This is a genomic window from Paeniglutamicibacter kerguelensis, assembly GCF_017876535.1.
Classification (GTDB): Bacteria; Actinomycetota; Actinomycetes; order Actinomycetales; family Micrococcaceae; genus Paeniglutamicibacter; species Paeniglutamicibacter kerguelensis.
Map to the genome: position 1 here is coordinate 4,024,243 of NZ_JAGIOF010000001.1, position 13,423 is coordinate 4,037,665.

Annotated in this window: 13 protein-coding genes; all 13 read right to left on the minus strand. The window is 59.1% G+C overall.

Annotation, left to right across the window (positions count from 1 at the left end; all coding sequences use genetic code 11):
- Positions 1-32: 32 nt before the first annotated feature.
- The 13 genes from JOF47_RS18305 to panD all read right to left on the minus strand — a co-directional run bounded on the left by JOF47_RS18305 (position 33) and on the right by panD (position 13,236).
- On the minus strand, positions 33-926 hold the full coding sequence (locus tag JOF47_RS18305; RefSeq protein WP_245356421.1) for an HAD family hydrolase: 894 nt from the start codon (positions 924-926) through the stop codon (positions 33-35).
- On the minus strand, positions 923-3,532 hold the full coding sequence (locus JOF47_RS18310) for a phosphoribosyltransferase domain-containing protein (protein ID WP_210001071.1): 2,610 nt from the start codon (positions 3,530-3,532) through the stop codon (positions 923-925). The genes JOF47_RS18305 and JOF47_RS18310 overlap by 4 nt, the downstream gene beginning before the upstream one ends.
- 8 nt (positions 3,533-3,540) lie before the next feature.
- Complete coding sequence (locus JOF47_RS18315) at positions 3,541-4,683, minus strand: HpcH/HpaI aldolase/citrate lyase family protein (protein WP_210001073.1); 1,143 nt, start codon at positions 4,681-4,683, stop codon at positions 3,541-3,543.
- Positions 4,684-5,703: 1,020 nt separating this feature from the next.
- Positions 5,704-6,279 carry a TerD family protein gene (locus tag JOF47_RS18320; protein WP_210001076.1) on the minus strand — a complete coding sequence of 192 codons (576 nt, stop codon included), beginning with the start codon at positions 6,277-6,279 and terminating at the stop codon, positions 5,704-5,706.
- Positions 6,279-6,650, minus strand: a complete 372-nt coding sequence (locus JOF47_RS18325) for a hypothetical protein (protein WP_210001078.1) — start codon at positions 6,648-6,650, stop codon at positions 6,279-6,281. Before JOF47_RS18325 ends, JOF47_RS18320 begins: the two co-directional genes overlap by 1 nt.
- Before the next feature lie 147 nt (positions 6,651-6,797).
- Entirely contained in the window at positions 6,798-7,991 is a 1,194-nt protein-coding gene (locus JOF47_RS18330; protein ID WP_210001079.1) for a toxic anion resistance protein, read from the minus strand.
- A gap of 90 nt (positions 7,992-8,081) precedes the next feature.
- Entirely contained in the window at positions 8,082-8,663 is a 582-nt protein-coding gene (locus tag JOF47_RS18335; protein WP_210001080.1) for a TerD family protein, read from the minus strand.
- Positions 8,664-8,747: 84 nt separating this feature from the next.
- Positions 8,748-9,329, minus strand: a complete 582-nt coding sequence (locus tag JOF47_RS18340; protein WP_210001081.1) for a TerD family protein — start codon at positions 9,327-9,329, stop codon at positions 8,748-8,750.
- Between the two features lie 10 nt (positions 9,330-9,339).
- Positions 9,340-9,930, minus strand: a complete 591-nt coding sequence (locus JOF47_RS18345) for a TerD family protein (RefSeq protein WP_210001082.1) — start codon at positions 9,928-9,930, stop codon at positions 9,340-9,342.
- 19 nt (positions 9,931-9,949) lie between these two features.
- Positions 9,950-10,138: a hypothetical protein gene (locus JOF47_RS18350; RefSeq protein WP_210001083.1), complete on the minus strand. Its 189-nt coding sequence runs from the start codon at positions 10,136-10,138 to the stop codon at positions 9,950-9,952.
- A gap of 491 nt (positions 10,139-10,629) precedes the next feature.
- Positions 10,630-10,863: an HNH endonuclease family protein gene (locus JOF47_RS18355; RefSeq protein ID WP_342592865.1), complete on the minus strand. Its 234-nt coding sequence runs from the start codon at positions 10,861-10,863 to the stop codon at positions 10,630-10,632.
- Between the two features lie 178 nt (positions 10,864-11,041).
- Positions 11,042-12,730, minus strand: coding sequence for a long-chain-fatty-acid--CoA ligase (locus tag JOF47_RS18360; RefSeq protein WP_210001084.1), 1,689 nt, complete (start codon positions 12,728-12,730; stop codon positions 11,042-11,044).
- 80 nt (positions 12,731-12,810) lie between these two features.
- The gene (gene panD / locus JOF47_RS18365; protein ID WP_210001085.1) at positions 12,811-13,236 is read right to left on the minus strand and encodes an aspartate 1-decarboxylase; all 426 of its coding nucleotides are present in this window, start codon (positions 13,234-13,236) and stop codon (positions 12,811-12,813) included.
- Positions 13,237-13,423 lie beyond the last annotated feature (187 nt).

A 13,423-nucleotide genomic window follows, 5' to 3' on the forward strand; every position in this document is an offset into this window, starting at 1 on the left:
ATGCCGCAGTGGGCGTTGTCACCCCAATGGCTTCAGGAGTCGCCAAAGACCATTCCGTGGGCCGCCCGGACTATCTCTTCGCCGGCCAACACGCCGCGCTTCTTCGTGACCGTAAGCCCCTTGGCCTCGAACCCCGATTCTTCCAATTCCCCATGCGAGGGTCTGATCGCGGCAAATGCCGTGCCCAGGAAATTCTTGTCCAGCAATGAATCGCCGGCCGCCACTACGCGCGGGCCGCCCATTCTCCGAGCCACCTCGGCAACCGCAAATTCCTTGCCGATCAGGCTCGGAATGAAATACAGCTTTCTGCCTTGAAGCGAGACCGTCCAATTCCTGCTGGCACACCATGCTGTCAAGTAAGTCAGGGTTTCAGCGGGCAGATTTTCTCGCTCGACCATGGCGTAGAGGAATAGCCCCTCGGCATCCCGCAGCCTCAGCATCCACTCCGAGTGGATGGGCAATAATACATATGCGGAAATTTCCTCCAGTGGCGCACTTTCATTGGCGACACGATGCCCCAGCGAGTCGGACCATTCTTGGTCCGGGACCCCGTCAACCAGGATTTGGGCGCCGTTGGTGGTTACGGCGTACTTCGGTCTTGGACCGTGGAATCGGATCCTTCGATACTGCGCGACCGTTCGGGTGGTGACTGGCACAAACGCGCCGGCCTCGGCGATCTGGGTCAACAGACCGCTGGCCGCATTGGTCAGATAGGACTGTGGGCGGCCCTCGAGGATTTCCGCAACCTGGAGGGACGGGGCGTCATGGTCCGCGCCATCGAGCATCAGCGCCGCCGCCGAATAGATCAGGGTCCGGTCAAGATCGCTGCAGAACAGCGCCCGGGCGACCGGTAATTCGGTCGAGGGTGAAAGCGGACCCGCGAGTCCGGCCGAATCGGGCGACGCGCCACTGTAAAGAAGGCTCATGCGTCGACCTCCGATGCCTTGATCAGACCAACACAGCTGTATTCAAGGCCGGGAACTTCGACCACCTCAACATTTCGCTGCTGGGCCAGCAGCAGTATGTGCCCGAGATCGGATACGGCTTCAGGACGGACAAGGACCTTCCAGGGCATCCGCCGCAGCAGAACCCTGGTCGTCTCCCCCACCCCGGGCTTGATCAGGTTTGGATTGGATATCCCGTAGGCATCCCCTATCCGCTGCACGGCGGACCAGCCCTCCCACGTTGCAGTCGATTCCTTGTTGGCCAGTCCGCTGGCGCCCTTCTGCGCTTCCTGGCGGACGGCGGAGAAATCCGCCGTCACTGCATCGAGGAATCGTGCGGACTGGTCGGCGCCAGCCAACTGCGAATAGAACTTCGCACCGTGGAAATCCTCCGGGCCGATGTAGTCACCGTTGAGCACCGTTCGGGAAACGAGCCCCGAAACCGTGGAATTCAGGCACGCGGAGGGAATCAGGTAGTCCTCGCGGGTGCCGAAAAGAGTGGTGCAATGTCCGGGGTCGGCCAACACGGCAAGCTCCGGATCAAACGTGAGGCCATGGGTTTCCTGAAGCTTCTCGAGCGACAATTTCAGTTCGCGAGAGATCGCTCCCTTCCCTGTCCATCCGTCGACAAAGAGTATTCGTTCCGGACCGTATTTGTCGGCAAGGTATTCCATTGCCACGGTGTCGATGCCGCGCCCACGCACGATGCTCACCGCATAGTGCGGAACATCGATGTCGTGAAAAGTCTTCAGCCATCGACGCATGAGTATCCCGACCGGGGTTCCGGCACGAGCGAGTGAAACAAGCACGGGCTTGCCTCCGCGGCGCGTCAGGGCCAGCTCGGACACCACGCCAATGGCCGTTGCCACCTTGGCGGAGGACCGTTCGAGTGCCTCGTCGAAGAGCTCGAGGTAATCCTGCGAAGGTACGTATTCCTCCGGAAGCGACTCGGAGTAGTGGGCGGCCCCGGACTGGACTGCCTGTTCACGATCGGCGGTCGGGGCTTCCAGCGTCAGGCCGCTAAGGTCCTTCAACAACCAGGCGACTTCATTTTCCCCGTAAGAACCGAAGTCCGGGCCGCTTAGCGGCTTCGGAAAAGCCTTTCGTCCCGGGCTGCCCTTCGCGGATTGGCCTCGCTCGGCGGCAACAACCAGCACGTGATCCGACGCGCTCGCCAGGGCTTCCAGCAGTCCACCCGGCCCGGCCATCGCATGGTGTGGGGTACCGGGCTCCGGCGCGACAATGATTGCCGCAAACCGGCGGGCACCGGCAATGTTGTATGCGTGGCGCGGCCCAGGACCGTCCATGGTGTCGTCGTGGCTGGAGAAGTTCAACACGCTGTTGATCGCGTAATCGCCGCGATCCAGCGGGACGATGGGTGAGCGCGTGGTGGATGAGAAAAGAACCCGCGTCCCGGCGGGCACCACCTTGCTCAGCTCGTCAGAGAGCATCAGGGGCACGTGGAGGAACTCCTCGGTGCCCAGCACCAGAATTTCCTTCCCGTGGGCTTCCTGAGGCAGGACGTCCAGCACCGACTTCGCAACGGACCGCAGGCCTTCCAGGGGGTTGGAAGTCGCAGACGCCGGGCTTCCGTACCTGTCATGGAACATTCCCGGGTACATGCATGGCAGGACATCAATGCTGCCCGGGGCATGGGACTCGAAATCGCTGAGCGCGTTTTCCACTGTCGGCTCCCCGGCCATGAGTTCCCGCAGGTGCGTCGCAGCCTTCGCAAGCACATCGTCGGGAAGCAGAACCGATCCACAGCCCAGCGCCACCGAAACGATGTTCGTCCCCAGGTCCTCCGCGAGCTCGGTGAACCGTTGCCGGTCCGCAGGACCGCGGACATCGATCAGCGAGGCAACCACAAAATTGGCCTGGGGCGCAGCCGAATGCAACGCCCTGATTGTGTTGATGACCGTGGCCCCGGTGCTGAGCTCGTCGTCAACCAAAACGATCGTGGAGGCGCTTGCCAGGACATCCGGGGTATGTGGAAGCATCCGATGCGACGTGGCGTGCGAGTGTTCCTCCTCGAAGGAACGATACGAATCCGTGCCATCTCCTACATGCCTTGTCGAGTGGATGTAGTAGGAGCCGATGCTCCCTGCAACAAGCCGCCCCAAACCGGTGGCGGTTTCTGCGTAGCCGATCGACACGACCTCGGGGTGCAGTGTCTTCAACGGCTCCAACAATGCACGGGCCCCGTCAAGCAACCCGAAGTACTCGTTCATTTCCTGGGTCGAACGATTGGATTGATCGTGGCGCAACGCCGCCGACAGCAGAGCGGCAACCTCCCGGTGACCGCAATCCCGCTGTTCGGATGTACCGTCCAGCGCGCCGGCAACGATTGACCCGAGCAGTTCTCCCGCGGCTATGACAAGACTCGGGTCGCTTGGTTGATGCTTCCCGAGAACGCTGGAGACCAATAGATGAGCACGCTTTGGGTTCCTGCGGAGGGCAAGCCCCGTGAGGTCACGCAAGTCAAAAAGGCTTGACTCGACGTCGGTCGCAATTCCCACCCCGAGCGCGTCGCTGACATACGCCCCTTTCCAGTGGGCGGTCACGGCTCCCCTCGCGTTTTCGTTCATTGGCTCGGTCAACGGGGACTCGCTTCTAGTAGGTCGATAAATGTCGTTCCCGGGGCGGCGACGCCGAATGCAGCTGCGCGCAATAGTGTTCTCTCCGCCCAAGCACGATGTGGCTTGATCTCATTCATTTTGTTGCTGTAGCTAGAAGCCATGGCGCCGTCGTGATCCGCGTTGACGATGTCGCTCGCATCCATGAATTCCTCATGGCTGACAACGGATAGCGCGTTGACCAGTGGCACGTGGGTAGGGTGGATGACGGTCTTGCCGAGAAGCCCATTTGCATGATCCAGCCGAATCTCACGGCTCAGCGACGCAAGGTTGCCCGAATGGTGACCGCTGCCAGTTGAAACATCGTGAGTGAAGTGTTCCCAGACCGGCCCGGTAATTATCAAGCCGTCCTCGGGACGCCCGAGCACATTGACGATGTCAGAGATGACGGAGGCCACCACTTGGACGTCGTAGATCGTCAGTTCTCGCGGCCGCCTAAGCCCGAAGACACTGGAAAAGTCGGTGGCACCGATTCGCACTGCCAAGACGTCTTCACGGTGTTTCTTGATCACTTCCACGACGCGAGTCAGCGTCTGCGTGCGCGTCTCCACATGGATGATGCTTGGGGACTCCAAAATCGGCATGAGCTTGAATCGCGCGGCACTCTTCGTTGCATCATCTGCTTCCCTAAACCGGTGGATCTCGGCAAGGGAATCGAAATAGCGCTGGCCTAGTCCCGTGTCATTTTCGAATTTTGGCAGTGTGAATCCGGTGAGTACATTCAATGCATCGCCTCCCCTGCGGGCAAGGCTCACCATCTGGGCAGGGTTCCGGACTCGAACAAAGAGCATGGGCAATTCCGAATCGGGCTGATGACCATGGGTTGCATTCAACGTTCTCAATGCATCCAAGACATTCTCTTCGGCCATGTCCAGCTCTTTATCTGGAATCGAATCTTCCAGGCAAAGCACTTGGCTAAAACATCCCCGCGACCCGGCTTTGAGCACATCGTCAGCCAACGTTGTTCGTGTTCCAGGACTGTAAAGGGTAGCTCCCAGCGCAACTGCCAGCAATTCGGGGTCGGAGGACGGACCCATCGTTTCTGGAACTCGATGAAAAATCTCCGCCAGAACGGAATCAGGCAGAAAGCTAAAATGGCGCATGTTTTTGGAAAATCACTAATCGGTTGCTGGGTGGGAAATAGACATGAGGAAACCGAACGACTCCCAAATTGATTCGATGCTGCTTCCGATCCGAGCCGGGTCTGATCGCAACTCCAGCATCGAACCGACGCGCGAAATCAGCAGTGTAGTGCGATGACCAGGCTCGGGACGAACCACAATCGAAACTCCCCCATAGAGTTTCAATGCCAGTGGGGAATCATCGCCGCTGACAACGAGTGCCCGTCGCAGCAGCCGAACATGACGAAGTGCAATTGCCGCGCCGTCATCGTGAAACGAAACCAAGGGACGGTTTCCAGGAGTCGGTATCGTGCACCCTGAGGTACCTCCATCCGCAGAGGAAGCACCAGTGATGAACTTCGCGGATTCCCAGACCAGGTCGCTTGCTCCACTGATCCGCAGGCTACCGATCGCGGATTGTCGACCGTCCAACCGGATCATGGGGCCCGCCGAATTTAATTCATGCTGGTTCAATGCAGCTGGCGCGGGGAACAATCGTTTTTCAACGGCTTTCTCGGCATCATGTGCTGCCGACCGCGACCGTGGTTCGGCGGGTTTTTTGGAGCCGAGAGACTGATGCGCGCCGGCAAATGGTGGGGACGCATTTGGAAGCCTGCTTGCCCCGCCTGAAAGGTCAAGTGGGGAGGAAGACGCGGATCGGGCATCGCCCTGCGACGTTGGCGCCGAGGAAGCCCGCCCCGCGGGACGACTCAAATCGAGCGAGGCGGAAGACCCGACCCGCTCGGCAACCGGCGATATTGGCGCTGCAGAGGCACGCCCGGCAGGACGACTCAAATCGAGCGGAGCGGAAGACGCAGCTCGCTCAGCAACCGGCAGTACCGGTGCCGAGGAGGCACGCCCGGCGGGCCGACTTAAATCGAGTGGGGGCGATTCGCTCAGTCGGGCAGCGGTGCCAGAGTTGGTCCCGGCTGCCACCGGCTTAACGCGACGACGCAAGAATGGGAACTCGACTCGGTCGGAAGGCTTGTTCGACTGCATCGGCTACAGCGCTACCCGGAAATCAGCGGCGACCCCGCGCAGACCCGTCGAATAGCCCTGCCCAATGGCCCTGAATTTCCATCCACTGGCATGCCGATATAGCTCTCCAAACACCATCGCGTTGATGTTCGTGGCCGCACTGGTAGGGACATCAAATCTAAGGAGCTCGAAGTTGTCCGTATTGGCAACGCGGATGTACGCGTCGCGAACCGTAGAGAATGTGCCCGGACCTCGTAGCTCGGGGTCGATATAGACAACGAAACAAATCTTCGCCACGTCCTCCGGGACGCCCGGTAAATCAACGTCAATCTGTTCTTGGTCTTCCTCGCCCAAGAACGCGCCCGAGTCCTCGGTTGAATATCCAACCGAGCCTTCGGGCGAAGCGAGCTGATTGAAAAACACCATATGTTCATTCGATAGTGCGCTGCCGTCACGCGCACAAAGAATTGCGGCAGCGACGGGTTCCGCCTGTGGCCCCTTGCTCGCCACCACCGACCAGCCAAGGCCAACGACCAGTCTATTCAAATCAGGGTTTTCTGCGGTCAAGGAAGCGTTCGCTCCCGCCACCATTGTTCCCATTAGAGCGACCCTCCAGATAGCATCGACGGTTCAAATTTGTCGTTTAGGAATCGCGCGTAGGTGGCCAATTCGGTGATCGCTCCACTTCTGATTTGGAGGTTTAGGTCTTGGGCAGTCGAGAAGAGCAGAACCAACTGCTCACTAAAGAGTGCGGTTGCGGAGGAACCCTCCAGCCTGTCTTGCTCGCTTGCCGCAAGATACTTCTTCAGCGGAGTAGCAATGTAGTCGCCAATAATGGCTTCCAGCAATACCTGCTGTTCGGTTGAGGCCCCGTGCTCTGACATGTATTTTGGCAGCGGTTCAAGAATGTCTTCAATTTGCCGGAGCTGTGAAGAGATGCTTGTCGGAAGATCGCGACCAGCAAGCCTCACGGTTCCTTGAAGTTCACTCAAGGAGACCGCTATGCGCTCATTGTCTGACAGTGGTTCGGAGTCGGTTCCCTGTTCGGAGTCCCGGGAAGGACCACTGAACAGGGAACCGAAAAAACGGGATACCATCATTTTGAAATTTGGCCGGTGCTAGGATCCGTCGGACTGACGAACACGCTCGAGATAAGGCTTTGCCTTTTCCAAGCTGGTCTCAAGAGCACTTACGGTTCCTTCCATGCTCTTGGCAGCCTGGGACCTGAAGGTGTCGATTGCGTCCATGGTCTGGAATACGTTGTCAAAAGCTCGCTGAAGAGTCTCAACACTCACACCGGAATTCGATGCCTGCTGATGAATGCGCGTGGTCTGGTCCTTCAACATTTCACTGGTCTTGAGGATCATGTTGTTGGTGGTCGTGTTTATCGCGTCGATCTGGTCGAGAACCATCTTTTGGTTGGCTAGTGCCTCGGCAACAATAACGGCGGTGCGCAACGCAGCAATGGTGGTGCTCCGTGCCCGATCAACACCCTTGATAAGTTCAAGATTGTTCTTGCGGATGAGGTCCATTGCCATGTAGCCCTGAACAGAAACAGCCAGCTGGGTCAGGATGTCCTGGTGACGCTGGCGGATCGGGAAGAGCACGTCGGAATCCAGTTTGAGCACGGTGTCGTCCTGGCCAAGCATTCGCGCTTCGTCGATCTTGGCTACGCAGGCGCCGTCAATTGCCTTGGCGAAAACGGCATACTCGCTCAGCTTCTGCATGTTGTCCCAGAGCTGGACCTTTTCGTTGGCGAGTGCCGCGTTGTCCTTCAGGAGCGCGTCCTGGCCGGCCATGAGTGATTTGATGATGGCGTCAAGCTGCGTCTGGGCACTTTCGTAGCGTTGGAAGTACTTTGCCAACTTGTTGCCGCCCGGAATGAACCCCAAGATCTTACGACCCACACTGAGGTCGGCGTTGGTCGGGGCCAAATCCTCGACGGTAGACCTCAAGTCGCCCAGTGTGGCAGCGACTGAGGCCTGAGCCCCGTTGCCCGCCTTCTTGGCACCAGCCAATGATGTGCTGGAGCGCTCCAACATGCGGCTCGAGAAACCGCCGGATGCCAGCATTTCGTCGCGACCCAGTTTGGAAATACCATCCACGCGCTGGGCGAAGTCGGGGCTTCGGGAGTCAAGCATCGCAACATCGGCTATGAAATCCGTCGCCTGACGGTTGATTTCGTCTCGACGTTCGTCAGGGACCGGGACCATGCCGGGGGCCTCATCCGGTTGGACCACTGCAGGAGCTTCCGGGGCTTGCAGCATTAGTGCGGAACCGGACATGTCCGGAGGTGTCAGGGGAGCAGTCATAGTGTCCTTCTTCCGTCAAGATTTGGGGAGGTAAGCTGCGCCGGACAGGAGATCCTGGCCGGCGCAGCTGTCTGTCATAGGTAGTGCGTACTAGCCCAGTTGTACGCCGAAGTCCGTGGCGATGCCCATCAAACCAGTGGCGTACCCCTGGCCGATTGCCCGGAACTTCCACTCGCCGTTGTGGCGGTAAAGTTCGCTGAAAAGCATGGCTGTTTCCGGGGCCGCGTCCTCGCTCAAATCGAAGCGGACGATCTCCTTCTCCGAAACAGCATTAACAACCCGGCAGTAGGCCCCTCGAACTTGGCCGAAGTTCTGACGACGTTCATCGGCCTGATCGATGGAAACCACGAAAATCACTCGTTCAACATCCGAGGAAACCGCAGAGAGGTCGACCACGATGTGCTCGTCGTCCCCACCGCCATCGCCGGTGCGGTTGTCGCCACGGTGGGTTACCGATCCGTCCACCGCCGACGGCTGGTTGTAGAAGATGAAATCAGCCGACGAGCGTACCTTGCCGTCCGCGCCGAGCAGGAGCGCTGAGGCGTCCAGGTCGAATGCTTCCCCGGTGGTGGTTCGTGGATCCCAGCCAAGTCCAATAATGGCCTCCTTGAGGCCCGGATCGGTCTTGGTGAGCGAGAGGTTGCTGCCTTTGGTTAGGGTTAGTCCTGCCATGATAAATCCTTCGTAATTGGTTGCACCTTGAGGCATTCCCGCATCAGGAAAAATTCAAGGTATTGGTTGGTTCGCTCCTGTGGATTACTCCAAGGAAATACCGAAGTCCGTTACAATTCCGTGCAGGCCCGAAGCGTAGCCTTGGCCCACCGCGCGGAACTTCCATTCTCCGTTGTGTCGGTAGACCTCGCTGAAGATCATGGCCGTTTCCGAGGCCGCGTCCTCGCTCAGGTCAAAGCGGACAATTTCCTCGTCCGTGTCCTGATTTAGTACACGACAGTAGGCGTCACGAACTTGGCCGAAGTTTTGACCTCGGGCATCGGCTTGGTCGATGGAAACGGCAATCACAATCCGACTAACTTCGGCTGCGACCAGGCTCAGGTCGATCAAAATCTGTTCGTCATCGCCGTCACCGAGCCCGGTTCGGTTGTCTCCTTGATGGACTACTGATCCATCTTTTGCCGACAACTGATTGTAGAAAATGAAGTCGTCTTGGGACCGGACCTTGCCGTTGGCGCCAACAATGAGTGCCGTAGCGTCAAGGTCGAACGCGGCGCCCGTGGTAGTCCTAGGATCCCAACCAAGCCCGATCATGGCTCGGGTAAGGCTAGGGTCGGCCTTGGACAGCGAAAGGTTACTGCCTTTGCTTAGTGTTAGAGAAGCCATGTCGCCTTTCCTAGAGCGCCTTGGCAGCTGCCGGGATCAGGTCTGCCACGGTTTTGCCCATGGCTCGTTCACCGACGGCCTGGAAGACCCAGCCACCATTCGCTCGGGATACCTTCGCCATAACCATCGCAGTATGGTTACCCGCGTCGGTCAGCTGGAAGCGAGCAACTTCAGGGCTGTTTGCGGTTGAGTCATCGAGGATGCGGGTGAAGGCATTGGCAACCTGATCAAACGTTTGGCCACTGTAGCTGCTGATGACAAAAACAATTTGGGCAACAGAAGGTGAGACAGCTGATAGATCCACGGTGATGACTTCATCGTCGCCGTCACCTGCGCCAGTCAGGTTGTCACCCATGTGCTGTGTGGACCGGTCGTTGCTCTTCAACTGGCCGAAGTAGACGGCGTCGAGGGACTTGCCATTTGCATCGAAGAAGATTGCTGATGCATCGAGATCAACCGTGACTGTCTTCACTCCACCGAAAAAGCCTCGCTTGGTAGGCGTCGCCGCGTCCCAGCCCAAGCCCAACCGGACCTTGGTGAGTGCCGCGCCAGTACTTTTGGTCAGGCTCAGGGACTGACCTTTCTGAAGGCTCAATGCCATTGGAGTTCCTCGTTTCTGGTTATTTGATGGTGGCGAGCTCGTTGGTGAGCTCATCGATGGCAACACGCTTGTTCCAAATAATGGAGCTGCACAAAGCAATGCCGAGGATCAAGGAAAGGACGACTGCCGTTGGACCGCTGTAGATTTGCGCAAGGCCCAGCCCGACGATCGTGACGATGAACGACCCGCCGAAAGTTTTCAAAAACACGCTTGCGAAGGCTCCTATTTTATCGGCCGCTGGAATAACAGCGAATTGCTCGAGCCTTGGAAACGCCTTCCCCCAAGACATGTTTACTGAACAACGACAGCGCAGGGTCCAAAAATGCGGCCTTTCACTCCAGTTCAGTCTATGGGCAAAGGCTGTGAAAGCTTTGAGATTTGCCGAAGTGTCGCCTGAAGTCCGAGGATAGGTATCCAGCTAATTGTCTCTAAGTCTCGGTATCCAATCGCCAAATCGACGCACCATCTGGATGGCTACCTGCTTGAACTTTGTTCTACATATTGGGTTTTGCCAGTAGCGTTATTTAACTCATATGTCCCGCTTGATTTGCCGATTTAAGGAACCAGTGCCATTCGGCATCATCACTGCCCCTCCCGGATCCGCGGGAACCCATATTCTTCAGTCGTCGATGGTGGCGACTTGTTTGTCCGGGCACTGGTTTGTGAGGATGCGTTGGATTGCATCATGTTCAGCATTGGTCATCCAGAGCCCGTATTTGGCCTTGACGGCGGTTTGCCGGGCGGCATAGTCGCAACGGAAAACTTATTGGGCGGTAGCCAAGTCGCGGCGTCTCCATCGCGCTTCGACACATTGGTTGGACCGTCAACGGCCAGCAAGTTAATCGGATCATTAGCGAACTCCAGACGCTTCTGATCATTCATCTGCTGAGCACCCTCCTGCCATGCGTCCGAGAGCGCGACGATGCGGTCGATTTGAACTTTTGTGCTGGTCGTCTGGCCCCCGCTCGAGGTCGATTGTCGTACCGGTGTAAAGAAATCGAAGGGCTACCCTAGCCACACGAAACAGCCGCTACGCACGCTTTCTCACGACGTGAGAATTGCGCCGTATTTTCGCACCGTCGCCTTGAATTCACTGGTGCAAGCACGACCCTCAGAGCCCCGGGGCCACCTGTTCGCGGACCTGCTTGCGCAGGATCTTGCCGAGCATCGAGCGCGGCAGGTCATCGATCGCCACTATCCGCTTGGGAACCTTGTACCCAGCCAGCTGGCCGCGGCAGTGCTCGCGCAGGGCTTCCTCGTCGAGTTCTGCGCCCGATTCCAGTTCGACGGCCGCAACCACCATTTCCCCGCCGCGTTCGAGCGGCTTCCCGAACACCGCCACATCCTTGACGGCCGGATGCAGGCGCAGCACCGATTCGACCTCGGTCGGGGCAACGTTGAAACCGCCGGTGATGATCAATTCCTTGGCCCGGTCAACGATCTTGGTGAATCCGTCGGCGTCGACGGTCACCACGTCTCCCGTGCGCAACCAGCCGTCCTTGGTCAGGGCCTTGGCGGTTTCCTCCGGGTTGTTCCAATATCCCTGGAACACCTGCGGGCCCTTGAGCAGCAGCTCTCCGGGTTCGCCCTGTTCCACCTCGTGCTCCGGATCGTCCAGGTCCACGACCTTCATCAGCGTCGAGGGGAACGGCACGCCGATGGTCCCGGCGCGGCGGGTCGGGTGGAACGGGTTGCCGAGGGCAACCGGGGAGGATTCGGTCATGCCATAGCCCTCCACCAGCAGTCCGCCGGAAACGGATTCCCAGAGTTGGACCACATGGTCGGGCAGGTTCATGGCACCGGAAATGCAGTACTTGGCCGAGCGTAGCGAGACGCCCTTTTCCTTTGCGGCCATGGCGGTGCGCTCGTAGATCGGCGGCACCGCGCAGTACACGGTGGCCGGGGATTTCTTCATCGCCGCCAGGATCAAGTCCGGGTCGAACTTCGGGAAGAGCACCAACAGGCCCTGTTTCTTGACACCGAAGGTCAGGTACAGCGTCATGCCGAAGGCGTGGAACATCGGAAGGATCGCGTACAGGATTTCCTCGCGTTCCTTGGCCCCTGCCATCCAGGCTTCGCCCTGCAGCGCGTTGGCGTACAGGTTGTAGTGCGTCAGCATGGCGCCCTTTGGCGCTCCGGTGGTTCCGGAGGTGTACTGGATGACCGCAAGGTCCATCACGTCCGGGCGCGGGTGTGCCGGGTCGAGGCGTTCGGACTTCAGCAGGTCATTCCAGGACATGGTGCCCGGGGCGGGTGCCGTCAGCGATCCCTTGGTCTCACGCAGCTTTTTCACCGGCAGGTTCAGTGCCAGGCGCTTGAGGGTCGGGAAGGCATCAAGCAGGTTCACCGAGACCACATGGTCGAGCTGCACGTCCTTGGGGAACTCGCGCACGGCTGCCGCCGCCTTGTCCCAGGCGATGACAACGCGTGTTTGGTGGTCCTCGAACTGGTGGCGCAGTTCGCGCGAGGTATAGAGCGGGTTGTGCTCGACGACCACGGCGCCCAGGCGAAGCACCGCATAGAACGCGACGACGTGTTGCGGGCAGTTCGGCAGGATCAGCGCGACCCTGTCCCCCGCCTTCACGCCGAGCCTGCGCAGCCCCTCGGCCGCACGATCCACTTGCTCGCCGAGCTCACGGTAGCCGGTGCGGCGGCCGAAGAACTCGGTGGCAGGACTGTCCCCCGCCTGGGCCACTGAACGCTCAAACATTGCGCTCAGCGATTCGGTCGGCAGCTCGATCTCGGCCGGGACTCCCGGCTGGTAGTTCTTGACCCAGGGCTGTGATGCGGAGTTGTCCATGGAACCATCATGCCGTGAACCAAAGCTTCGCAGCGACTGGTAATCGCGCGTCGTTGGCCACGTTTTGCGTGGCCGGCCCGCTATTCGGCGGCGGCGAAGAGCGCAAAGGGCGGGGTGTACATGCCATCGACAACCGCCTCGGCAGGTTCTGACCCCAGCAATACCATGCGGTTGCGCGCATCCACGTGCACCACCGCCGGCTCAAAGGCACGGGCCTCGGCATCCTCCATGGCCGCGTAGGTAATGAGGATGACAAGGTCTCCCACGTTGACCAGGTGGGCGGCCGCCCCGTTGATTCCGATGACCCCCGAACCCCGTTCCCCGGCAATCGTGTAGGTTTCCAGCCGGGCGCCGTTGGTGACATCGACGATGGAAACCAGTTCGCCGGGAAGGATATTTGCCGCGTCCAGGAGATCCGAATCGACGGTGACGGATCCGACGTAGTGCAGGTCGGCGTGGGTGACGGTTGCACGGTGGATCTTTGACTTGAACATGGTGCGCTGCATGGTGGTTCCCGGGTGTGTAGAAGGCAAGGCATGGACCGGCGAATGGTTCCGGTTCGAGCGGCAACGATTCCTCCGACGGAAAGGAGTGGGATCTGGTTCCCCCTCGAACCATTACCTCACTGGCTCGCATTTCCGACACAGTGATTGTAGGCTCCGGGCCGCGACCGTTTCCAGACCTTTGTGCCCT

Coding starts and splice junctions, on each gene's coding strand:
- JOF47_RS18305 (WP_245356421.1), bottom strand. CDS start 926: ATGAGCCTTCTTTACAGTGGCGCGTCGCCCGATTCGGCCGGACTCGCG.
- JOF47_RS18315 (WP_210001073.1), bottom strand. CDS start 4,683: ATGCGCCATTTTAGCTTTCTGCCTGATTCCGTTCTGGCGGAGATTTTT.
- JOF47_RS18360 (WP_210001084.1), bottom strand. CDS start 12,730: ATGGACAACTCCGCATCACAGCCCTGGGTCAAGAACTACCAGCCGGGA.
- JOF47_RS18340 (WP_210001081.1), bottom strand. CDS start 9,329: ATGGCTTCTCTAACACTAAGCAAAGGCAGTAACCTTTCGCTGTCCAAG.
- JOF47_RS18320 (WP_210001076.1), bottom strand. CDS start 6,279: ATGGGAACAATGGTGGCGGGAGCGAACGCTTCCTTGACCGCAGAAAAC.
- JOF47_RS18345 (WP_210001082.1), bottom strand. CDS start 9,930: ATGGCATTGAGCCTTCAGAAAGGTCAGTCCCTGAGCCTGACCAAAAGT.
- JOF47_RS18330 (WP_210001079.1), bottom strand. CDS start 7,991: ATGACTGCTCCCCTGACACCTCCGGACATGTCCGGTTCCGCACTAATG.
- JOF47_RS18310 (WP_210001071.1), bottom strand. CDS start 3,532: ATGAACGAAAACGCGAGGGGAGCCGTGACCGCCCACTGGAAAGGGGCG.
- panD (WP_210001085.1), bottom strand. CDS start 13,236: ATGCAGCGCACCATGTTCAAGTCAAAGATCCACCGTGCAACCGTCACC.
- JOF47_RS18335 (WP_210001080.1), bottom strand. CDS start 8,663: ATGGCAGGACTAACCCTAACCAAAGGCAGCAACCTCTCGCTCACCAAG.